The organism is Sulfitobacter donghicola DSW-25 = KCTC 12864 = JCM 14565 (assembly GCF_000622405.1).
GTDB classification, from domain to species: Bacteria; Pseudomonadota; Alphaproteobacteria; order Rhodobacterales; family Rhodobacteraceae; genus Sulfitobacter; species Sulfitobacter donghicola.
The window spans coordinates 2044806-2064065 of record NZ_JASF01000005.1 but is presented as its reverse complement, the minus strand read 5'-3'; the positions used below and the strand labels follow the sequence as shown (position 1 = coordinate 2064065).

Sequence of the window (19260 nt, the reverse complement as noted above, 5' to 3'; positions counted from 1 at the left end):
CTAGGGACAAGATATGACCTCTACCAGCAGCAAATCTTACTATCGCCAAGGGATCATAGATAGCAGCCCGTTCATTCTGGTGATTATTCCTTTTTCAACGCTTTTTGGTGTTCTCGCGACTGAGGCGGGGTTGAATGTTATTCAGACTTTGGCCTTTTCCATCGTTGTCATTGCAGGGGCGGCCCAATTCACCGCACTTCAGCTGATGCAGGAAGATGTGCCAACAGTGATTGTGTTGGTCTCCTCACTTGCGGTGAACCTGCGCATGGCGATGTATTCCGCCTCGCTTACCCCCTATATCGGGGCGGCCCCTTTGTGGCAGCGCGCGCTATGCGCCTATCTGACGGTCGATCAATCCTATGTTGTCGGTGTCGCCAAATTTGAAGAAGAACCAAAGATGTCCGTCCCTGAACGGGTCTCCTATTTCCTTGGCGCTGTGACGCCCATTGTGCCGCTTTGGTATGGCTTTACCTTTGTCGGTGCGTTGCTGGGCACCCAAGTACCCGAAAGCTGGGCCTTGGATTTTGCGCTTCCCATCACCTTTCTGGCGATGATCGCGCCTATGTTTCGCACAGCGGCCCATGTGGCGGCTGCCCTTGTCGCGGTAGCCGTTGCTCTTTTAGCGGCGGGCGTACCTTATTCGCTGGGTCTGATTATTGCGGGTATCGCTGGCATGATGGCTGGTGCCCAAACCGAACTTTGGCTTGAGAAAAAGGCAGCGCGGACATGATCGACACAACCACATTATGGACGGTTATCATCCTGCTTGGCATCGGCAGCTTTGGCCTGCGGTTTGTATTTACAGGGCTGGTCGGGGATCGGGCGATGCCTGCGTGGCTGCTGCGCCACCTGCGTTATACCGCAGTTGCGATCCTACCCGCCTTGGTCGCGCCACAGGTCGTATGGCCGACGGCAACAGAGGGCGCGTTTGACACGCCTCGTGCCGCGGCGGCAGCGATAACCCTTTGCGTTGGTCTATTTACCAAAAATGTTCTGCTGGCCATCCTAAGCGGCGCGGCAACGCTTTACGGGTTGCTCTACCTACTCGGCTGATTTGGGAATGCCGTCGCTGACATTGCCCTCGTCATCCTCATAATAACGGGTCGTTGACACGCCCGGTAGCTCCGCGGCCTGTTCCATCAGCTTTAGCGGGTAATACCCTTGGCGGATGGTTTCAAACCCTGGCACCTGCCGCAACAAGCCGGATATGGAATTTGCGCAAAAGGCGCTGGGAACTGGCCCGCTGCTTTGGACCAATTGCATCGCACGCGCCGCTTGGGCAGGTGTTACACTGAACTCTTGGCTGACAACGTGAAAGTTGCTGCGGGCATGGGCCGATTTGTAAATCTGGATCCACTTCGGGGACATGCCATATAGGACATCACCACGCTCTGGCACCTTCTCATGCTCGAACGAGCCAGCCGGATCAAAGATCACAGACTGAGAGCCCTGAACCAACAAGGCACTATGCCCACCTGCACCGGTCCGGTTGTTCACCATCGTGATCAGCGTGATTTTCGGCTGACCATGATGTGCAAAGGCGCGCGCCTCGATCTCTTGGATCGGTGATTCCTTACCTTTTTCCGCGCAGCCAGCAACCAAAGCTGCTGTTAGCGCCAGCGCGAGAAAAGATTTTGTCATCAGATTGTCCGTTCACTTAGCGGGCGAAAATCGCCAACAAAACGAGGAATACAAGGATCGCAATAACCGAGCGCGTCACAAACGTGATGAACCCTTCATAGGTTTTTTCGTTTGCTTCCGTGTTCATTGTGCCGTGTTTGTGCTCAGCCATGGGAACGTCCCTTTCGTCAAATTTCGCTTCGTGTTGGGCAGGGAGTAAGGTATTTCACCCGCCCTGTCACGTCAGATTTCCCCAATGTGTATAAGATGCCGCGCTTATGTCTCGCCTGTCTCTAGATCTTCGAGCAGTTTAAACCCGATCCGGTTAGGTTCTTCGGTCTCTACCGCTTTGGGTACTGCGCGGAAAACAACGCTTAGCTGGCTGACATGTTGCACCAGTTGCATTTTGCCACCCGCAGGGTCGGTGCCGTAAAAGGTAACGACATCAGGGTCAAAATACCCCATCCCTTCGATTTTCAGAACACCTGCGTCTGTGCCTGCAAAACCCATGGCGATCTCTTGGCCGTCATCCAGCCCTTCTTCGAACTTCTTTAGATACAAAACCGTGCGTTCATAGGCCCATTGCGCAGGTGATTTTTGCTCGACAGGCTTGTCGGCTACACCTTTGGGAACAGGCTGGTCCTTGGCGTTTTTTGCATCGGGATCGCTGTGTACTTCGTGCACGCGTGGCAACGCATGTGCCTCAATAGCTTCCGCTGCGGTTTCGATCTGTTCGCCCATGGCTTACCCCTTACGCTGATACAACCACGCTCCATCTTCGCGTTTTGTCCGCGTGGCGAGGCCTTCTTGGTGAAGGTGGCTCAAATGCGCAAAGGCTTCAACCAGTGCAAGGCCATATTCACCCTCACCTATCGTTCTTTTGAACAAAGGTGGGAAAACGTCACCAGCGGTTTTGGGGGTATCGATATATTCCAGCAGTCGTTTCAACGCGCCATGGTGGTTGTCGATCAATTGCCGCATCCGCGTTGGCAGGCCCGTAAAGGGCAGTTTATGCCCCCCAAGGACCAGATGATCCTCGCGCCCCAAAAGCGCCAACCGTTCGCAAGCTTCTAGCCATTCGCCAATGGGGTCAGCCATTGGCTCGGTTGCGTATACCCCTACATTCGGACTGATCGAGGGGAGGATTTGATCACCAGCGATCACCAGATTATCGTCACGGCTCCAGAACGTCGCGTGTTCAGGGGCGTGGCCATTCCCCATATGCACGTCCCACGTTCGCCCACCCATCTGGATGGTGTCGCCCTGTTTGATCCGCGTGTACCCAAGCGGAAGCGGCGCAACAATGTCAGCAAAGTTAAAGGGGCGATCCGTGGCGCGTTTTTCATAGATCGCCTGATCCATCCCAGCCGAGCGATAAAAGGCCAGCGATTCTGCGTTTGGCACGTCCTGCACATCTAACGTTAGCATCCGCGCGGTGAGCCATGCGGTGCGTGTGGTGACCAATTCGGCACCATGTTCGGTTTGGAACCAACCCGCCAGCCCAATGTGATCGGGGTGGTGGTGCGTGACGACAACACGCGACACTGGTTTACCCCCCAAAGGGCCAGCCATGATCTCTTCCCACTGGGATTTTGTCTTTTTGGATGCAAAGCCCGTGTCAATGATGGTCCAGCTATCGCCCTCATCCAATGCGTAGATGTTCACATGGTCCAGCTTCATCGGCAGAGGCACACGCATCCACAAAACGCCTGGTGCAACCTCAATCGCTTCGGTTCCACTGGGCGGTGTTTCCCACGGATAGCGCAGGCCCTTTGGTGCGACATCAGCCATTATACTGCCAACTCTTCATCGGTGAGGGCAAACAGACCCGCCGCCCCCGCCTGCGCATGCACCAACAAGGCAGCATATTCAGGCATCAAACGCAGGATATAAAAACGGGCCAGCTTTTCTCGGGCGCCGCCACGGTCGGCTAGTGCCGCCTTTAGGTGCATATGGCCGCCCAGAACGCGAGCAAAGGCACGTTGATAGGGCACAGCACCGGCAAAGCGATCCTGCATATCGGTTTGGGAAAGCATCCATTCGGTTGCTTCACGCAGGCTTTCGCAAGCCTCCCAAACATCACTGGCAAGGTTCGGAAATACCTCCTTGGCCTTTTCGATCTCTTCTTCCATTTCGTCCAGCAGCGCCATTGCTGCCTCGCCACCGTCCATCATTTTGCGCGCAACCAGATCCATGGCTTGGATGCCGTTTGTCCCCTCATAGATTGAGGTGATCCGAACATCGCGGCAGAATTGCGCCGCCCCTGCTTCCTCGATAAAGCCCATACCACCGTGGACCTGCAGCCCCGTATCAGCCACCAAGATTCCCGTATCCGTGCCAAAGGATTTCGAGATCGGAGTGAGCAGCGCCGCTCGGGCCTTCCACGCCTTGTCACCCGTTGCATTGGCCATATCAATCGCAACCGCATTGCAAACAGAGATCGCACGTGACGCAAACACATCCGCCTTCATGCTGGCCAGCATCCGGCGCACATCGGCGTGGCCGATGATGGATTGGCTCTCTGCGTGGGCGCTTGTCTTGCCCTGCTTGCGCTCTAGCGCATAGGCATAAGCATGTTGATAGGCTGCTTCAGCCACCCCGACACCCTGTGCACCAACGCCCAAACGGGCGTTGTTCATCATTGTGAACATTGCCGCCATGCCGCCCTGTTTTTCACCGACAAGCCACCCTTTGGCCCCGTCATACTGCATCACGCAAGTGGGTGAGCCGTGCAGCCCCATCTTGTGCTCCAAACTGACAACACCCAGCGTATTGCGCACACCTGGTTCACCGTTTTCATCCGGCAGCAGCTTTGGCACAATAAACAGGCTGATCCCTTTCACCCCAGCAGGCGCATCAGGCAGGCGCGCCAGAACAAGGTGGCAGGTGTTGCTGCTGAAATCGCTATCACCCCAAGTGATGAAAATCTTTTGTCCGGTGATTGCATAGGTGCCATCACCATTATCTTCGGCCTTGGTGCTTAGCGCCCCAACATCGGACCCCGCCTGCGGTTCGGTCAGGTTCATCGTGCCGATCCACTCGCCGTTGATCAGTTTTGGTAAAAACACTTCTTTCAACGCATCGCTCGCGTGGTGTTCCAGTGCTTCGATATGACCCTGTGACAGCATCGGTGCGACTTGAAGCGACAGGCACGAGCCGCTCATCATCTCGCCAACGGCTGTCGTCAATGCCATTGGCAACCCCATACCGCCGTATTCAGGGTCAGCTGCGATACCTACCCAACCTCCCTCGGCGATGGCTTTGAAGCCCTCTGCATATCCCGGAGGTGTACGCACCACACCGTTCTCCAGATACGAGCCCTGCAAATCACCAACCCGTTGGAGCGGCGCCAGCACTTCTTCGCACATTTTGCCCGCTTCGCCGAGGATCGCAGCCGTGACATCATCGGTTGCTTCTGCAAAACGTTCTGTTGCACGCAGCCCTTGCAAACCTACAACATGCTCAAATAGAAAATTGTAGTCTTCAACAGGTGCGCGATACGTCATACTAATGCCTTTCAAAACAATCCGACCTTCCGTTAAGGCAACCAAGCACCCTAGCCAAGGCCGTTAGCGCCAACGATGCTAGACACGACGCGTTCACACAATCAAAACGCCACGTCATAGTCCATGAGGAGCAGCCATGCCTGCAGCAACACAACACCTGACGGCTACCCCAGCGGACATTGATCGCGCAGCGGCTCTTTTGAGGGATGGTGAACTCGTCTCCTTCCCTACAGAGACCGTATACGGGTTGGGTGCTGACGCCCGTAAAGGCGAGTCCGTCGCTGCGATTTATGAGGCTAAAGGGCGGCCTTCGTTTAACCCGCTCATCGTTCATCTGGCAGAGGTTTCAATAGCCAAGACTTACGTAGACTGGAGCGATACAGCCGATCAACTTGCCCACAGCTTTTGGCCCGGGCCTCTGACGCTGGTTCTTCCATTGCGCCAAGGGCATAGCCTTTCGCCTCTTGTGACTGCGGGTTTGCCCACTGTTGCCCTAAGGGTTCCCGCCCACCCTACTGCGCAAAAGCTTCTCGCCACTTTTGGCGGCCCTGTCGCTGCACCTTCGGCCAATCCGTCAGGTCGAATTAGCCCAACAACTGCCCAACATGTTTTATCTGGTTTAGATGGGCGCATTGCCGCTGTCGTGGATGATGGCCCCTGCAACGTAGGATTAGAAAGCACCATTATCGGCCTGCAAGGCGACAAAGCCGTCTTGCTGCGGGCCGGCGGCTTACCGTCCGAAGAAATAGAAGCTGTTTTGGGCTATAGCCTTGCCCTACCCGAAACAAATAGCATCACAGCCCCGGGGCAACTGACATCACATTACGCCCCCAATGGCGCCGTCCGCCTAAACGCAACCTGCGCGAAAAAAGGCGAGTTGATGCTGGGGTTCGGCCCGATAAAAGGTGTGCTGAACCTTTCAGAAAACGGCGATTTGATTGAGGCTGCTGCGAACCTTTTTGGTCACTTGCACCAATTGGATAAAATGGGCGGCCCGATCGCTGTTGCGCCTATTCCGATGCATGGATTGGGGCGCGCGATAAATGATCGTCTTAATCGCGCGGCTGCCCCTCGGGACTAGGCCCGCCCTGCCGCCCCCGACAATGTGATGGGATTGATCCCGATACTCCTAAGCGCGGTTTCCCACATGGCCACGCCAACAGTTTCAAAAATCAGCTCAGGTGTTGCAGGCGCCGTGAGCCAAGCATTTTGCAAAATTTCGCTTTCTAGCTGGCCAGCCGCCCAACCTGCGTACCCCAAGGTAAAAACGAAAACTTCCGGCCCCACACCCTGTGCGACATCCACCAAAATATCTTGGGTAGCCGTCAGGACAAAACCTTCACCAATGGGCAAAGTATCTTCATTCAGCCTATGCGCGTCTCTATGTAAAACAAAGCCGCGTTCGGTTTCTACAGGGCCGCCAATATAGACCAGCGCGTCTTCGGCCCTGTCGTCGGCCATGACATCCAGCCGCGAAAGCACTTCTTTCAGGGTCACGTCCTTTGCAGGCTTATTCACAATCAGCCCCATCGCGCCCTCGTCGGAATGGGCACAGATGAACACAACCGACCGAACAAACCGCGGATCACTCATCCCCGGCATGGCGATCAGCACCTGCCCCGTTAAATCCATATCAGCCTCCTGAAAAGCGATCCTGAACATAGTTTTAAGCGCTGCTGACCAAGTCGCAAGCGGCATGAGCGAAACATGGCTAAACTACTTGTGACTTGGCAAACCGCTTTGTCGTCGCCACATATACCCTATGATAAAAACCATTCTCTGCTCCGCAGCCCTAATCGGCACCGCCTGCACCGCCTTGGCAGATGACCCTGTCGGGATTCCGGCCACCGCAGAACTGATTGACGGTTGGCAGCAACCTGACGGCACCCGTGTAAGCGCCGTGCAGATCACACTGGCTGATGGCTGGAAAACCTATTGGCGCGCACCCGGTGATGCAGGCATCCCGCCAGATTTCAACTGGAACGGTTCGCGCAACCTTGCTGGTGTTTCGATCAGCTGGCCCACGCCAAAGGTGTTTGAACAAAACGGCATGCGATCCGTTGGCTACTCTAATCAAGTGACCCTTCCGATCACTATCGCCGCCAAACAGGCGAATAAGCCTATCAAGATTAACCTCAAGATGGCTATCGGCGTCTGCAAAGACATTTGCGTGCCCTACACGATGAGCCTGAAAGGGACCCTTGGGAATACCGACGGCGTGCCTGTACCGGTCATCGCTGCGGCCTTGGCCGAAACCCCTTATTCTGCGGCAGAGGCGGGCGCCGCTGGGGTATCTTGCACGCTTTCGCCATCCGAAGACGGCATGAACATCACCGCCCGCCTCAAGCTGCCCTCAACCGGCTCAAACGAGCATGTTGTGATAGAGGCAGGCCGCCCAGACGTTTGGGTCTCTGAAGCGGATACCAACCGAAGCGGCAACACGCTGGTCGCAAAAGCCGAGATGATCCCGAACGGATCTGGGCCGCTCGCGCTGGATCGTTCTGCCATCCGCTTTACCGTGATGGGGTCGTCCCACGCGGTTGATCTGCAAGGGTGTTCAGCCGGTTAACAGGCTGAACACCATTTCTTTATTCGCTAACAATTGCGCGGCTGCGCAGGGTAAAGGTCAGCGCGCCGACGATATAGCCAAACAGGGCGATAATCGCGGCGCCAGCTATAAACAGGGCTAGACCACCAACCACCGCAGAAAGCAGCAACAAATCTGGGAACACCTGACCCAGCGGCGCATATAATTGCCCCTGAACAATCGCATAGCCCATTGTCACCCCTCCCCAGAGCAGCAAAGCAGCCCAAAGCGCAAACAACCCCGCCTGCAACCCGCGCGCAGGGGCCCGCAGCCCGCGACGCATAGCGGCGATCTGGCGGCCAATATCATGCTGGGCGGCGACCAGTGCAGGCACAACCAGCAGAACCAAGATCATCCCGAACCCCAGCCCATAAACCAGCGTAATCACCGTAGGCTTGAGAAATTGCGCCTGTTGGCTGCGCTCAAACAACAGCGGCGCCATGCCCAGAACAGTGGTGAGTGTTGTGAGCATAACAGGCCGCAAGCGGTCGGCAGCGCCGTCGATGATAGAGGGGAACAACCCCCGCTCGGCTGCGTATTCGTCAATGGTGGTGACCAGAACGATGGAATCGTTGATGATGATCCCCGTCATCCCCAACAGACCGACAACCGTAAACATGCTAAGCGGAACATCCCAAACGTTGTGACCATAAATTGTGCCGACCAAACCGAATGGAATAATCGCCATTACAACCATGGGGCGGGTCCAGCTGCCAAACACCCAAGCCAGCACCAGATAGATACCCGTCAGGCACAAAACCAGCCCCGTTAAAGCATCGGAAAGGAACTGGTCTTCTTGTTCGTTTAACCCCGCAAGACGGTATTCCACCTGCTTTTCCGAAGCGATCGTGGGCAGGATATCTTCGGCCAAAGCGGTGTTGATCTCTGTTGCGCGCACAGCGTTATCTTCGGAAATATCACCTGTAACAGAAATCAATCTGATCCCGTTTTCCCGTCGTACTGTGCTAAACCCTGTACGGCGTTCAACGCTGACAATATCGCCCAATGCGACGTAGTTGCCCGCGGTTGTCCGCATCTGCGTGCTGTCCAGAAAATCTGCCGTTAGCTCACCCACTGGCAACTCGACGCGAATAGCGGCCGAGCGCGGACCATCTGGATATGTCGCCGCTTCGATTCCGCCCAAACGATTGCGCAGAACGCTGCCCAGTTGGTCAATGGTAAAGCCCAATGCGGCCCCCTGCGGCGTCAGGTCAAGGATCAATTCCTCTTTGTCATAGGCGAGATTGTCTTCAACCGCGCTGACCTCTGGATATTGCAAAAGCGCCGTTTGCAGAGCCTCGGAGGCATCTTTCAAAGTTTGCGTATCCGCCCCGTAAAACTGAACATCCAATGCATCCCCCCCTGGACCAGAGCGCCACCCTCTGAAGGATACTGTTTCTGCCATCGGATGCTGCACGACTTCTTCCTGAAGCAAAGCGACAAAGGCGAAACTGGAATAAGGCCGCAGGTCCGCGTCGATCAATTCGATCGAAATGCCGCCCAATAGATCGCTATCCTTGCCATCCGCAGCCGAAAGCCCTCGACCAGAGTTCCCACCGATTTGCGCAATCACATAATCCAGCGGATTGGTGCCGTGTTTCTCTTGCATTTGCTTTGCAACAACATCGGTGGCGCGCTGCATTTCATGCATCATCTCTAGGGTATCCTCGCGGGATGCCCCTTCGGTCATGATAAAGTTACCCGTGACCGAGCCACGTTCAGGCGCATTAAAGAACCGCCACTGAACATCCCCCTGAATAAACAGCGAAACCTGACTGGCCAAGACCACAACCACACCTGCCAAAACAACATAACGTGCGGCAATGACACCCGCCATAAACGGCCTGAACAGCCGCTCGCGTGTCCAGACAAATCCGGCGTTCACAACGACCGAGGGGGTATCGATGCCATGTTTCCCCAGCATTTTCACAACCCGCCCAACGGCGCCACGCCGTGACAACAGCATACCAACAAAAAGGGCCGCAATGACAAAAGGAACCACACCAGCAAAGGTAAGATACCCCTCGTAGGTAACAGGAAGTTCACCCCCAGACAGGCGAAGCACCAGATAGCTACCCGCAAATATGATCACGCATAAAACAACGCTCACAACAAGGGCGCTAACAATCGCGCCAACGATCAGCTTGCCCGTCGAAAATTTCGACCGCTTATCAATGCCGGCTAATGCGTGGTTCATGTGGTGGGGCAGGATCAAAAAGCATTCGATCAACGAAGCGATCAGCACGGCAATAACGGTAAAGGGAATATCGCGGATCAGGTCTCCGAAACGCCCGCCAACTGCGGTCAGACCGAAAAAGGCAATGACGGTTGTCAACGTTGCCGCAAAGACGGGCATCGCCATACGCTGTGCCGCCCCTTCGGCAGCTTGCGCAGCATCCATGCCCCCTAAACGATAGCGGTGGTCGGCGTGTTCGCCCACGACAATGGCGTCATCCACCACAATACCCAAGGTGATAATCAAACCAAACAACGAGATCATATTGATGGTCAGACCACCAATATACATCAGAGCAATCGCAGCCCCCATCGCAACAGGAATGCCTGCGGCCACCCAAAACGCTGTCCGCGCGTTCAGGAAGAGGAACAATAATGTCACGACCAACCCAAGCCCCAACATCCCGTTTTCGATCAACAGATCAAGACGGTTCGAGATGGCTTCGGCCCTTGTGCGGATCAATTGAACCGACACAGTAGACGGCAGGTTCGATTTCAGCTCGGCGGCGACCTTTTCAACAGTTCCTTGAATGCCAATCGCATCACCTCGGTCCGAACGGTCAACCCGCACGGACATAGCTGGGCTATCACCGACGAAAAAGCTTCGGTCACGGTCAACCCCTTCCGCGCGCACCGTTGCAACATCCCCGATCAATAGTTTTGAACCATCAGGGCTTGACCGCAGGGTGATTCCGGAAATCTCTTGCGGGGTGCGTTTAGCTGTGCCCGTGCGCACCCGCGCATTTGCGCCATCCACATCTCCCGCAGGGTCTGCATCGACTTCCTCTGCAATCGCCGTGGCAATTTCGGCCATCGTGACGTCATAGGCGATCAACTTTGCCGAAGGCACCTCAACCAAAACCTGCGGGGCAGCGACCCCTTGTATCGTGGTTCGGGTGACGCCCGCGGCAAACAGGCGGGTTACAAATTCATCCGCAAAACGCCCCAGCTGAGCAGGCGCAACAGGCCCAGTAATAACAACATCCGTTACACGATCGCGCCATGCGCCGCGCCTTACGGTCGGGTCTTCGGCCTCTTCCGGTAGGGTAGTAATCGCATCAACAGCCGTTTGAACATCCGCCGCCGCACGGGCCATATCCCAACCGGGTTCAAATTCCAGCGAAACAACGCTGCTGCCCTCACGGGAAGTGCTGCTTGAGCTTTCAACGCCCTCAACAGCCAACAATGCGACCTCTAGAACCTGACTGATCCCTTCATCGACATCTTCGGCCCCTGCGCCTGTCCAAATTGTGGACACTGAAACGCTATCGACGATTACATCGGGAAAAAACTGCGCACGCATGTTTGGCGCAGCCCCTATGCCCGCCACAAGCATCAAAACCAACAGTAGGTTCGCCACGGTTTTATGCCGCGTGAAATACGAAAGAATACCGCCAGCCGTTTTCGGGATTGCACGCGCCATGGTTTAGCCCCCCATCCGGCTTTCGATCCGTTCGACCATTTGTGCTGGCACTTGAGGTTTGGCCAATTGGCCCAATACCCGCGCTTTTGCTTCTTTTGGCATGCGCTGGTTCCCCTCGACAAAGGCAACCAGCTTGGCGCGGCGCTCTTCTGTGATCTCCAACATCTGTGGCCCTTTCGGGGCCTCTGCCCCTCTGCGAATGGGTTTTACAGATATTCCTGCCCCCAACAGAGGCGAGCGTGCCTCGACCACTTCGCGGCCTATAATCTCACCACGCACCAAAACATGATCGCCCTGACGGCGTAAAATCGAGACAGTCTTTTCTTCTAGCCGGTTTTCGGCACCCAAAAGCAAAACGGCACCAGAGGCATCAACGGCAGATGCAGGCAAGCGAATGACGTTGTGCAAGGTGGGCTCCTGAACACTTACGGTCACAAAATCACCTGGCTTGAAACCGATTGGTGCCTCCAAAGCCGCAAAAACCAAACGCCCAGTCAAACCGTCACCAGCAGCGGCCGAAGTGCGTGTCACCCGCCCTTTTGCTTTGATATCCACGCCGGAAACGTCCAGTTTGACTGTAACCTCTGCCTTTACGATCTCGCCATTTTCGGCAAGCAACCGCGCGTATTGCGCCGTTGAAAGGCGAAATGAAACTTCCAGATCTGAGGGATCAATGATTTCGGCCAACCGCTCGTTCGCACTCACTAAACGTCCTTCGACGACGGTTGTTTCGCTTAGGGTGCCATCAAAGGGTGCGCGCAAAATGGTGTCGTCCAATTGCCGCTGCGCCTCATCCAAGGCAATCACAACACGCGCGGTTTGGGTCTCTGCCAGATCTACCCGCGCTTCGGCAACGGCTAGCGATTGGCGCCGTGCCAAAACAGCCTGCCGCGCAGCGGATGCGGCCAATTCAGCCGTTTCGGATGCGGCGGTGGTCCCAACGCCGCGGCTTGCTAAATCAATCTGGCGTTGCGCTGCGCGGGATTGCAGCTCGGCCTGATCTTCGGCCGCTGATAACTCATCCCGAGCCAGTTCAAGCCCCCGTGCCGCATCGCGAACCTCGGCTTCGCTATCTGCTAGATCATTTTGCGCCCTAAGCATCGCCGACTGTGCATCTGCGGGGTCAATCTTGACCAAGATATCACCGGCCTTGACCGCCCCGCCGTCTTCGAAACCATCGGCCAGCGCAATCACACGCCCCCCATCAACGGCCCTAAGCTCTAACGTGCGACGGCTTGCGATCTCGCCAAAGCTTTCCAAAACAGGCGTTTGCGTTCCGGTTTCGGCTAATACAACGTTTACCGCAAAAACCCGCTCGCGGGGCGGTGGCCCCTTGGGGCTATCAGCCAAGCGCGTCTGAAGAGCACCGCCAACCATCTGCACAGCCCAGACCAAAAGGCCCAAGGTAACGGCCGCCAAAAACAGGCCAATCATACTTTGTCTTAAAAACCGCATCGGGTATCCGCTTTGTTCAGGTCGAATGTATTTTCGCTATATAGGCTTTTGCCTTGCATAGCATATACGGGCGAGATCAAGTTTTCCGTCACTTTTTTGGTAGAAAAATTTGAAAGACCTTATTTTCTGCGCAAATGTTCATCCAACCGCGGCAAGATTTCTACAAAATTGCAGGGCCGATGGCGGTAATCCAACTGCTTTAGCAGGATTTCATCCCATGCATCCTTGCACGCGCCGGGGCTGCCGGGCAGCGCGAACATATAAGTTCCGTTTGCCACCCCGCCAGTCGCGCGCGATTGCACGGCGCTGGTGCCGATTTTCTGCATCGAAACGATGGTAAAGACAGTGCCAAACGCGTCGATCTCTTTCTCATAGACATCGCGGTGGGCTTCTACGGTTACATCGCGGCCAGTCAGGCCCGTTCCTCCCGTGGAAATCACCACGTCAATATCGGGGTTTGCGCACCATTCCCGCAATTGATTTGCGATTTCAACGCGCTCATCGCGCAGAATTTTTCGATCCGCTAATTCGTGCCCCGCTTCGGTTAACCTTGCGACCAAAACATCGCCCGAGCGGTCCTCTTGTTCGGTGCGGGTATCCGAAACCGTCAAAACAGCAATCCGGATCGCTACAAATTCTTTGTCTTCGTCAATTCTGCTCATCTGTCATTCCATTATGGCTAGTCTAGCTGCAAGCGCGGTATAAATGCCGCCGGTCACGTAACCCAGCACCCTGCCAGAACGAACCAGCCTTGCCCCCAAAGTTCCTGCAAACACGCCAACCAAGCCGTTTACAAAAAATCCGCCGATCGCAATCAACCCGCCAAAAATCAGGAACTGTAGGAACACAGGGCCAGCGTCGGGTGCAACGAATTGCGGCACAAAAGCCAGAACAAACCAGATCACTTTGAAATTACTCAAGTTTGTGAAGAACCCTGCGCGAAAAGCACGCCATGGGTTCATACCGTCACCTTTAGTTTTTGTAGCCCCGCCGCGAAACGCCTGAAACGCGAGGAACAACAGATACCCAATGCCCAGCCAGCGAATAACGTCAAACGCCCAAGGAAAGGCCGAGATAACGGCGCCTAACCCCAGACCAGCCACCATAACATGCACCATAGATCCCACGCTGATCCCCGCGCTTGCGGCCCAAGCAGAACGTGATCCTGAACGCATCCCCTGCGCCAGACACAGCATCATATCCGCGCCAGGTGTCGCGTTCAGCGCCAAAGCGGCGGGGATAAAGGCAAGAAGAGTAAGGGGATCGATCATTTAACCACAGCCTGCCGCAGATCTAGCAGATCGGCCCAAGCTTCTCTTTTCGCCGCCGGATTGCGCATCAGATAGGCAGGGTGGCACATAGGTAACGCAGGCCTCCCCCCAACCTTAGCCCATTGCCCCCGCAATCGCGTGATACCGCGTTTCGCGAGCAGCGACTGACAGGCACTATTGCCCATGATCACAACGACCTTTGGATCAGCCAATTCGATATGGCGCAGCAGAAAGGGTCGCATCATAGCAAGCTCTTCTGGTTTCGGCTCACGGTTATGAGGGGGGCGCCATGGCAATGCGCTGGTGATGTAAACTGGCGCGCGCTCATTGCTTCGGCCCATCTCAATGGCTGCAAACATTTTATCCAGCAGCTGCCCCGCCGCACCGACAAACGGCTTGCCCGCGCGGTCCTCTTCTTTGCTGGGTGCCTCACCCACAATCATCACAGGGGCGCCAGCAATACCGTCAGAAAAGACCAGATTTCGCGCACCCCGTTTTAAATCGCACAGATCAAACGCGCCCATCGCCGCGCGTAATTCATCCAAAGTGGTCGCCGCCTTGGCTGCAATTTCGGCTTCGGCCTCTGGATCACGTTCTTGGGCTTTAACCGGTCCTTTTGTCAGATGCGGTTTTGCATCAGGCTTTTTCGGCTTGGCGATGCTTTCAGGCAGCTTGTAGCGATCAACAGGCGTATCGCTGATGCACTCATCCGCGCCCAGTTCTATCTGCCACTCCAAAAGCGCACGCGCCGTGTGAAAATCCACTGATTCCATGCCCACACCATACGCCCCCCGATGCCGGATAAAAATGCCCTGTCTTCGGCTTCTTGCCGCGCTGGGTTTGCGTGCCTATAACGGGCCAAACAGCGTAAGGTTTCACCATGAGTTTCGCCCACCGCCATCTGCTTGGCATAGAGCCGCTGCACCCCACAGAAATCACGACATTGCTTGACCTTGCAGATAGCTATGCCGAACAGAACCGCAAGCCTGATAAACACGGCTCGGCGTTAAAGGGGCTGACGCAAATCAACATGTTCTTTGAGAACTCGACACGCACGCAAGCCAGCTTTGAAATCGCGGGCAAACGGCTGGGTGCAGATGTGATGAACATGGCAATGCAGGCCTCGTCGATCAAAAAGGGCGAGACCCTGATTGATACTGCGATGACATTAAATGCTATGCATCCCGATTTGCTGGTTGTGCGCCACCCGCAATCTGGTGCTGTGGACCTGCTGGCGCAAAAGGTGAATTGCGCGGTTCTAAATGCGGGTGATGGCCGCCACGAACACCCGACTCAGGCCTTGTTGGATGCGCTGACCATCCGCCGCGCCAAAGGCCGTTTGCATCGCCTTTCCATCGCGATTTGCGGCGATATCGCCCACAGCCGCGTGGCGCGTTCAAACATCATGCTGCTGGGTAAAATGGAAAACCGCATCCGCCTGATTGCACCGCCTACCTTGATGCCCTCCGGAATTGGCGACTTTGGGGTCGAGGTTTTTGATAACATGGAAGAAGGTCTGAAAGACGTCGATGTTGTGATGATGCTTCGCCTGCAAAAGGAGCGCATGGATGGCGGATTTATCCCCAGCGAGCGCGAGTATTACCACCGCTACGGGTTAGACGCCGAAAAGCTATCCCACGCCAAACCCGACGCGATCGTCATGCACCCTGGCCCGATGAACCGTGGCGTTGAAATCGACGGCACGCTTGCCGATGACATCAACCGAAGCGTTATTCAGGATCAGGTCGAAATGGGTGTGGCCGTTCGGATGGCCGCGATGGATCTGCTGGCCCGAAACCGTGCAGAAAGCCGCGCATGAACGCATCAAGCTTTTGGGATAACGTACTGGAGCCGGAAGAAAAGCTGCTTTGGGCAGGTCGCCCGAAACCTCGTCTTCACTGGCGAAACTGGCGGCTTTATGGGCCTGCGCCGCTCTCGGCTTCGGGGTTATTGGCCGCTTGGTTCATTATCTTCACCACAGGGTCACAGGGCGATATGTGGCTGCTGATCCTCCCCGCGTTGCTGATCATCATCCCCGCTAGGGCAACATTGCAGCAACTAAAAACCTACAAAGCCACCAGATACGCGCTAACGGACAAACGGGCCTTGTTTTTCCGTGTGAGCGAAACCGAAACCCACGCCAAAGCCTATCCACCCAGCGCGATGACTCCCCCGACACTGAGGCAAACCGTGCCGCCCAGCGTGGGGTTCCTGCACAATGGAAATGCAAAATCAGCTCCTATCGGCTTTGACTATATAGAAACAGCAGAGGCTCTGTTGCCTCATTTAAATGAAACGGGGGTGTCATGACCCCGATTAACATCCGCCAAACTGAACATGGTGTGATCCGCGTCTTTGCGATTTCGCGGCCCATGGCGGATATGGCACGTGCGTTAAAACAAGCCTCAAAATCCGGCGTGGCCTCGGCTCTTTTAAAGCACCCTGTAGCCGACAATGATGTTGAGCTTTTTGCGCTATCCGATCTCGCGGGCGTTGGGCTGCCTGACTACCTGATCAACGGCCACGGTATGGAGGCCAAAAGCGTTCAGAGTGACCGCATTCGCCTTGAGGCACTGGATGGTTACGTTCTGTTTCTCTTTTCCAGCGTCAGCGATCAGAAAGACATCTCGTTTACGCCCTCGCCCGACCTGACATTAATCGGCACCTATGGGGTGCCCCCGCTGGACATGGCCGTCGCGCCAATTGCTGCTAAATCTGCAGCGCCCTATTCCAGCGTATCAAAACCCGCAAAACCTGCGCGCCGTGCAAAACTAGGCAGCGCAGTTGGCGCATTTGGCGCTATCTTTCTTCTATTCCTAATCTGGTGGATTTTTCGATGAACGAACCCAAACCTGACCCGAAAATGTCAGGGCGTATTGCGATGATCGCCCTCATTGTTGCCTTTGCTGTTGCAGGCGGCATGGTCTGGATGGCGGGATGAGCAGCGACGCCCTTGCTGCTTGGGCGCCCAAGCTGCGCGTCTTTTTGCGCCGCAGCCTGATTGTGGGGCTGATCACCCTTGTCGTTGTGGCCCTTGTTGGTTGGGCGATTGGTGCGGCGACTGGTTTTTGGCAGGCAATGTATGTGGGGCCTGTCCTAGCCGTGGCTTATAACATGGCATTCGAAGACCCCGCCCGCTGGCGCGCCGCCCGTGAAAATCGGTGGTACCTGCGTTCTGATGCGTTGATCCATCACGGACCAGAAGGCGAGGCCCGTATTCCATTGGCTGATATTGCTGATGTGCGTAAACGGCTGGGCTGGACTGTTGTTGTTTTCCTTACCAACAGCCTGCGATTACGCATCGCCTATGTCGAAGACCCCACCACTATCGCAGAACAAATTCTCAGCGCACGGTCCCGTCTAAAACCATGAATGACCCTTGGGATGACATATTGGCCGACGATGAAGAGATCCTATGGCAGGGCCGCCCCTCACCTCTGTTTGCGATGTCTCGGGCCGATTTCATTCCGATGATCTTTGGCCTGACGTTCAGCGCCTTTGCCCTCCTCTGGATGAGCTTTGCGGCGATTGGGGGGGCATTGATGTGGCTGGCTGGCCTGCCCCATTTCGCTGTTGGGATGGCCCTTGCCCTTTATGCGATCTGCCGAGACACCGTTGCGCGGCGCTATAGCTATTATACGCTCACTAATCAGCGGGCGATCATCGGGTTGTTCTATCCGTGGCGGGGGCGCAGTTTGCGCAAATTCCGGATCACCAAAAACACCAAGATTTCCACAGATCACGAACACACTGTCGTCTTCGGGCGTGCGGGCCGCAGCAAACGCCACCCCTTTCCCACCCGTGCTCCGCAATTCTCACGCATTGACGATGCTGAAAAAGTGTATCACCTCATGCGGCAAATTCAGAAAGAGAAGTCATGACCCTTCATTTCATCAACGCGACGCTGATTGACCCCGAAGCAGGCACCGAATTCGCAGGCTCGGTGAGTGTGCAGGACGGCATCATCAGCAAAGTAACCGCGGGTGACATCGCAAACCCCGATGGCGAGGTCATTGATTGCGGCGGGAAATACCTTGCCCCTGGTTTAGTCGATCTGGGGGTCAAGGTTTGCGAACCAGGGGAGCGCCATAAAGAAAGCTATCGCTCTGCCGGATTGGCCGCGGCCAAAGGCGGCGTGACCACAATGATCACCCGCCCCGATACAGACCCTGCAATCGACAGCCCCGAAACACTAGAATTTGTCACCCGCCGCGCAAATGAAGCGGCCCCCGTCAACGTTTTGCCAATGGCCGCCCTCACCAAAGAGCGCGCAGGACGGGAGATGACCGAAATCGGGTTCTTGATGGATGCAGGCGCTGTTGCCTTTACCGATTGCGATCATGTCGTGACCGACACGCGGGTCTTTTCACGTGCCTTAACCTATGCCCGCAGCCTTGGCGCGCTGGTCATCGCCCACCCTCAGGAACCAACCCTCAGCCGCGGTGCCGCAGCCACATCAGGTAAATTCGCCTCTCTGCGCGGCCTTCCGGCGGTTTCGCCCATGGCTGAACGGATGGGGTTAGACCGCGATATGGCCTTGGTTGAGATGACAGGCGCGCGGTATCACGCAGATCAGATCACCACATCCCGCGCGCTGCCCCCTTTGGCGCGGGCCAAAGCAAACGGGCTGGACGTGACAGCAGGCATCGGCATCCACCACCTAACGTTAAACGCGCTGGACGTAGCCGATTATCGCACCTTCTTTAAGTTAAAGCCGCCTTTGCGCGACGAAGAAGACCGTGTGGCCATGGTTGAGGCCGTTGCCAATGGGTTGATCGATATCGTCTGCTCCATGCACACGCCACAAGATGAAGAAAGCAAACGCCTGCCGTTTGAAGAAGCGGCATCTGGTGCCGTTGGCCTTGAGACTTTGCTACCTGCTGCCCTGCGCCTTTGGCTGTCGGATATGATCACCCTCCCCCAGCTGTGGCGCGCTATGTCATTTAACCCAGCCCAACGACTGGGGCTATCTTCGGGGCGACTGACAGAAGGAGCACCAGCAGACCTTGTGGTGTTTGACCCACATGCGCCATTTGTAATGGATCGCGCCACACTGCTGTCAAAATCGCGAAATACCCCGTTTGACGGTGTTCGGATGCAAGGTAAGGTTTTATCTACCTATGTTGCTGGCACCTGTGTTTACGCCGCCTGATAAGAAAGTAC

Annotated in this window: 21 protein-coding genes; 10 read left to right on the top strand and 11 right to left on the bottom strand. The window is 55.8% G+C overall.

Annotated features, from left to right (window positions below; genetic code table 11):
* The first annotated feature begins 13 nt into the window (after positions 1-13).
* Entirely contained in the window at positions 14-730 is a 717-nt protein-coding gene (locus Z948_RS0111200) for an AzlC family ABC transporter permease (RefSeq protein WP_025059658.1), read from the top strand.
* Positions 727-1053 (top strand): AzlD domain-containing protein, encoded by a 327-nt coding sequence (locus tag Z948_RS0111195; protein WP_025059657.1) that lies wholly within the window; start codon positions 727-729, stop codon positions 1051-1053. The genes Z948_RS0111200 and Z948_RS0111195 overlap by 4 nt, the downstream gene beginning before the upstream one ends.
* Here the strand turns inward: Z948_RS0111195 and Z948_RS0111190 are convergent.
* From Z948_RS0111190 to Z948_RS0111170, 5 genes are all read right to left on the bottom strand, one after another.
* Positions 1042-1641: a hypothetical protein gene (locus Z948_RS0111190; RefSeq protein ID WP_025059656.1), complete on the bottom strand. Its 600-nt coding sequence runs from the start codon at positions 1639-1641 to the stop codon at positions 1042-1044. The two genes, Z948_RS0111195 and Z948_RS0111190, sit on opposite strands and share 12 nt — an antisense overlap.
* 16 nt (positions 1642-1657) lie before the next feature.
* Positions 1658-1792, bottom strand: a complete 135-nt coding sequence (locus Z948_RS0111185; RefSeq protein WP_025059655.1) for an aa3-type cytochrome c oxidase subunit IV — start codon at positions 1790-1792, stop codon at positions 1658-1660.
* A gap of 104 nt (positions 1793-1896) precedes the next feature.
* Positions 1897-2361: a hypothetical protein gene (locus Z948_RS0111180; RefSeq protein ID WP_025059654.1), complete on the bottom strand. Its 465-nt coding sequence runs from the start codon at positions 2359-2361 to the stop codon at positions 1897-1899.
* A 3-nt stretch (positions 2362-2364) separates the two neighbouring features.
* Complete coding sequence (locus Z948_RS0111175) at positions 2365-3411, bottom strand: MBL fold metallo-hydrolase (RefSeq protein ID WP_025059653.1); 1047 nt, start codon at positions 3409-3411, stop codon at positions 2365-2367.
* Positions 3411-5126: an acyl-CoA dehydrogenase gene (locus tag Z948_RS0111170; protein WP_025059652.1), complete on the bottom strand. Its 1716-nt coding sequence runs from the start codon at positions 5124-5126 to the stop codon at positions 3411-3413. The genes Z948_RS0111175 and Z948_RS0111170 overlap by 1 nt, the downstream gene beginning before the upstream one ends.
* A gap of 136 nt (positions 5127-5262) precedes the next feature.
* Here Z948_RS0111170 and Z948_RS0111165 point away from each other — a divergent pair, with 136 nt between their 5' ends.
* Entirely contained in the window at positions 5263-6207 is a 945-nt protein-coding gene (locus tag Z948_RS0111165) for an L-threonylcarbamoyladenylate synthase (protein ID WP_025059651.1), read from the top strand.
* Here the strand turns inward: Z948_RS0111165 and Z948_RS0111160 are convergent.
* Entirely contained in the window at positions 6204-6758 is a 555-nt protein-coding gene (locus tag Z948_RS0111160; RefSeq protein WP_025059650.1) for a YqgE/AlgH family protein, read from the bottom strand. The two genes, Z948_RS0111165 and Z948_RS0111160, sit on opposite strands and share 4 nt — an antisense overlap.
* 130 nt (positions 6759-6888) lie before the next feature.
* Here Z948_RS0111160 and Z948_RS0111155 point away from each other — a divergent pair, with 130 nt between their 5' ends.
* On the top strand, positions 6889-7695 hold the full coding sequence (locus Z948_RS0111155) for a protein-disulfide reductase DsbD domain-containing protein (protein ID WP_025059649.1): 807 nt from the start codon (positions 6889-6891) through the stop codon (positions 7693-7695).
* A gap of 19 nt (positions 7696-7714) precedes the next feature.
* Here Z948_RS0111155 and Z948_RS0111150 read toward each other — a convergent pair whose 3' ends face one another.
* The 5 genes from Z948_RS0111150 to Z948_RS0111130 all read right to left on the bottom strand — a co-directional run bounded on the left by Z948_RS0111150 (position 7715) and on the right by Z948_RS0111130 (position 14870).
* Positions 7715-11371: an efflux RND transporter permease subunit gene (locus tag Z948_RS0111150; RefSeq protein WP_025059648.1), complete on the bottom strand. Its 3657-nt coding sequence runs from the start codon at positions 11369-11371 to the stop codon at positions 7715-7717.
* A gap of 3 nt (positions 11372-11374) precedes the next feature.
* Positions 11375-12826, bottom strand: a complete 1452-nt coding sequence (locus tag Z948_RS0111145; protein WP_025059647.1) for an efflux RND transporter periplasmic adaptor subunit — start codon at positions 12824-12826, stop codon at positions 11375-11377.
* 119 nt (positions 12827-12945) lie between these two features.
* On the bottom strand, positions 12946-13488 hold the full coding sequence (moaB, locus tag Z948_RS0111140) for a molybdenum cofactor biosynthesis protein B (RefSeq protein ID WP_025059646.1): 543 nt from the start codon (positions 13486-13488) through the stop codon (positions 12946-12948).
* A 3-nt stretch (positions 13489-13491) separates the two neighbouring features.
* On the bottom strand, positions 13492-14097 hold the full coding sequence (locus Z948_RS0111135; RefSeq protein WP_025059645.1) for a LysE family translocator: 606 nt from the start codon (positions 14095-14097) through the stop codon (positions 13492-13494).
* Positions 14094-14870: a uracil-DNA glycosylase gene (locus tag Z948_RS0111130; RefSeq protein WP_025059644.1), complete on the bottom strand. Its 777-nt coding sequence runs from the start codon at positions 14868-14870 to the stop codon at positions 14094-14096. Before Z948_RS0111130 ends, Z948_RS0111135 begins: the two co-directional genes overlap by 4 nt.
* Positions 14871-14977: 107 nt before the next feature.
* On the opposite strand from Z948_RS0111130, the gene Z948_RS0111125 reads away from it, so the two are divergent.
* The 6 genes from Z948_RS0111125 (at position 14978) to pyrC (ending at position 19249) form a co-directional block, all read left to right on the top strand.
* On the top strand, positions 14978-15916 hold the full coding sequence (locus Z948_RS0111125; RefSeq protein WP_025059643.1) for an aspartate carbamoyltransferase catalytic subunit: 939 nt from the start codon (positions 14978-14980) through the stop codon (positions 15914-15916).
* Positions 15913-16407: a hypothetical protein gene (locus Z948_RS0111120; protein WP_025059642.1), complete on the top strand. Its 495-nt coding sequence runs from the start codon at positions 15913-15915 to the stop codon at positions 16405-16407. The genes Z948_RS0111125 and Z948_RS0111120 overlap by 4 nt, the downstream gene beginning before the upstream one ends.
* Complete coding sequence (locus Z948_RS18045) at positions 16404-16937, top strand: hypothetical protein (protein WP_025059641.1); 534 nt, start codon at positions 16404-16406, stop codon at positions 16935-16937. The genes Z948_RS0111120 and Z948_RS18045 overlap by 4 nt, the downstream gene beginning before the upstream one ends.
* 97 nt (positions 16938-17034) lie before the next feature.
* On the top strand, positions 17035-17469 hold the full coding sequence (locus tag Z948_RS0111105; RefSeq protein WP_025059640.1) for a hypothetical protein: 435 nt from the start codon (positions 17035-17037) through the stop codon (positions 17467-17469).
* The gene (locus Z948_RS0111100; RefSeq protein ID WP_025059639.1) at positions 17466-17978 is read left to right on the top strand and encodes a hypothetical protein; all 513 of its coding nucleotides are present in this window, start codon (positions 17466-17468) and stop codon (positions 17976-17978) included. Before Z948_RS0111105 ends, Z948_RS0111100 begins: the two co-directional genes overlap by 4 nt.
* On the top strand, positions 17975-19249 hold the full coding sequence (pyrC, locus tag Z948_RS0111095) for a dihydroorotase (protein WP_025059638.1): 1275 nt from the start codon (positions 17975-17977) through the stop codon (positions 19247-19249). The genes Z948_RS0111100 and pyrC overlap by 4 nt, the downstream gene beginning before the upstream one ends.
* The last annotated feature ends 11 nt before the right edge of the window (positions 19250-19260 follow it).

Excerpts from the sequence above, each read along its gene's own strand:
- Z948_RS0111200 (WP_025059658.1), top strand. The coding sequence starts at position 14 with ATGACCTCTACCAGCAGCAAATCTTACTATCGCCAAGGGATCATAGAT.
- Z948_RS0111195 (WP_025059657.1), top strand. The coding sequence starts at position 727 with ATGATCGACACAACCACATTATGGACGGTTATCATCCTGCTTGGCATC.
- Z948_RS0111190 (WP_025059656.1), bottom strand. The coding sequence starts at position 1,641 with ATGACAAAATCTTTTCTCGCGCTGGCGCTAACAGCAGCTTTGGTTGCT.
- Z948_RS0111185 (WP_025059655.1), bottom strand. The coding sequence starts at position 1,792 with ATGGCTGAGCACAAACACGGCACAATGAACACGGAAGCAAACGAAAAA.
- Z948_RS0111180 (WP_025059654.1), bottom strand. The coding sequence starts at position 2,361 with ATGGGCGAACAGATCGAAACCGCAGCGGAAGCTATTGAGGCACATGCG.
- Z948_RS0111175 (WP_025059653.1), bottom strand. The coding sequence starts at position 3,411 with ATGGCTGATGTCGCACCAAAGGGCCTGCGCTATCCGTGGGAAACACCG.
- Z948_RS0111170 (WP_025059652.1), bottom strand. The coding sequence starts at position 5,126 with ATGACGTATCGCGCACCTGTTGAAGACTACAATTTTCTATTTGAGCAT.
- Z948_RS0111165 (WP_025059651.1), top strand. The coding sequence starts at position 5,263 with ATGCCTGCAGCAACACAACACCTGACGGCTACCCCAGCGGACATTGAT.
- Z948_RS0111160 (WP_025059650.1), bottom strand. The coding sequence starts at position 6,758 with ATGGATTTAACGGGGCAGGTGCTGATCGCCATGCCGGGGATGAGTGAT.
- Z948_RS0111155 (WP_025059649.1), top strand. The coding sequence starts at position 6,889 with ATGATAAAAACCATTCTCTGCTCCGCAGCCCTAATCGGCACCGCCTGC.
- Z948_RS0111150 (WP_025059648.1), bottom strand. The coding sequence starts at position 11,371 with ATGGCGCGTGCAATCCCGAAAACGGCTGGCGGTATTCTTTCGTATTTC.
- Z948_RS0111145 (WP_025059647.1), bottom strand. The coding sequence starts at position 12,826 with ATGCGGTTTTTAAGACAAAGTATGATTGGCCTGTTTTTGGCGGCCGTT.
- moaB (WP_025059646.1), bottom strand. The coding sequence starts at position 13,488 with ATGAGCAGAATTGACGAAGACAAAGAATTTGTAGCGATCCGGATTGCT.
- Z948_RS0111135 (WP_025059645.1), bottom strand. The coding sequence starts at position 14,097 with ATGATCGATCCCCTTACTCTTCTTGCCTTTATCCCCGCCGCTTTGGCG.
- Z948_RS0111130 (WP_025059644.1), bottom strand. The coding sequence starts at position 14,870 with ATGGAATCAGTGGATTTTCACACGGCGCGTGCGCTTTTGGAGTGGCAG.
- Z948_RS0111125 (WP_025059643.1), top strand. The coding sequence starts at position 14,978 with ATGAGTTTCGCCCACCGCCATCTGCTTGGCATAGAGCCGCTGCACCCC.
- Z948_RS0111120 (WP_025059642.1), top strand. The coding sequence starts at position 15,913 with ATGAACGCATCAAGCTTTTGGGATAACGTACTGGAGCCGGAAGAAAAG.
- Z948_RS18045 (WP_025059641.1), top strand. The coding sequence starts at position 16,404 with ATGACCCCGATTAACATCCGCCAAACTGAACATGGTGTGATCCGCGTC.
- Z948_RS0111105 (WP_025059640.1), top strand. The coding sequence starts at position 17,035 with ATGAGCAGCGACGCCCTTGCTGCTTGGGCGCCCAAGCTGCGCGTCTTT.
- Z948_RS0111100 (WP_025059639.1), top strand. The coding sequence starts at position 17,466 with ATGAATGACCCTTGGGATGACATATTGGCCGACGATGAAGAGATCCTA.
- pyrC (WP_025059638.1), top strand. The coding sequence starts at position 17,975 with ATGACCCTTCATTTCATCAACGCGACGCTGATTGACCCCGAAGCAGGC.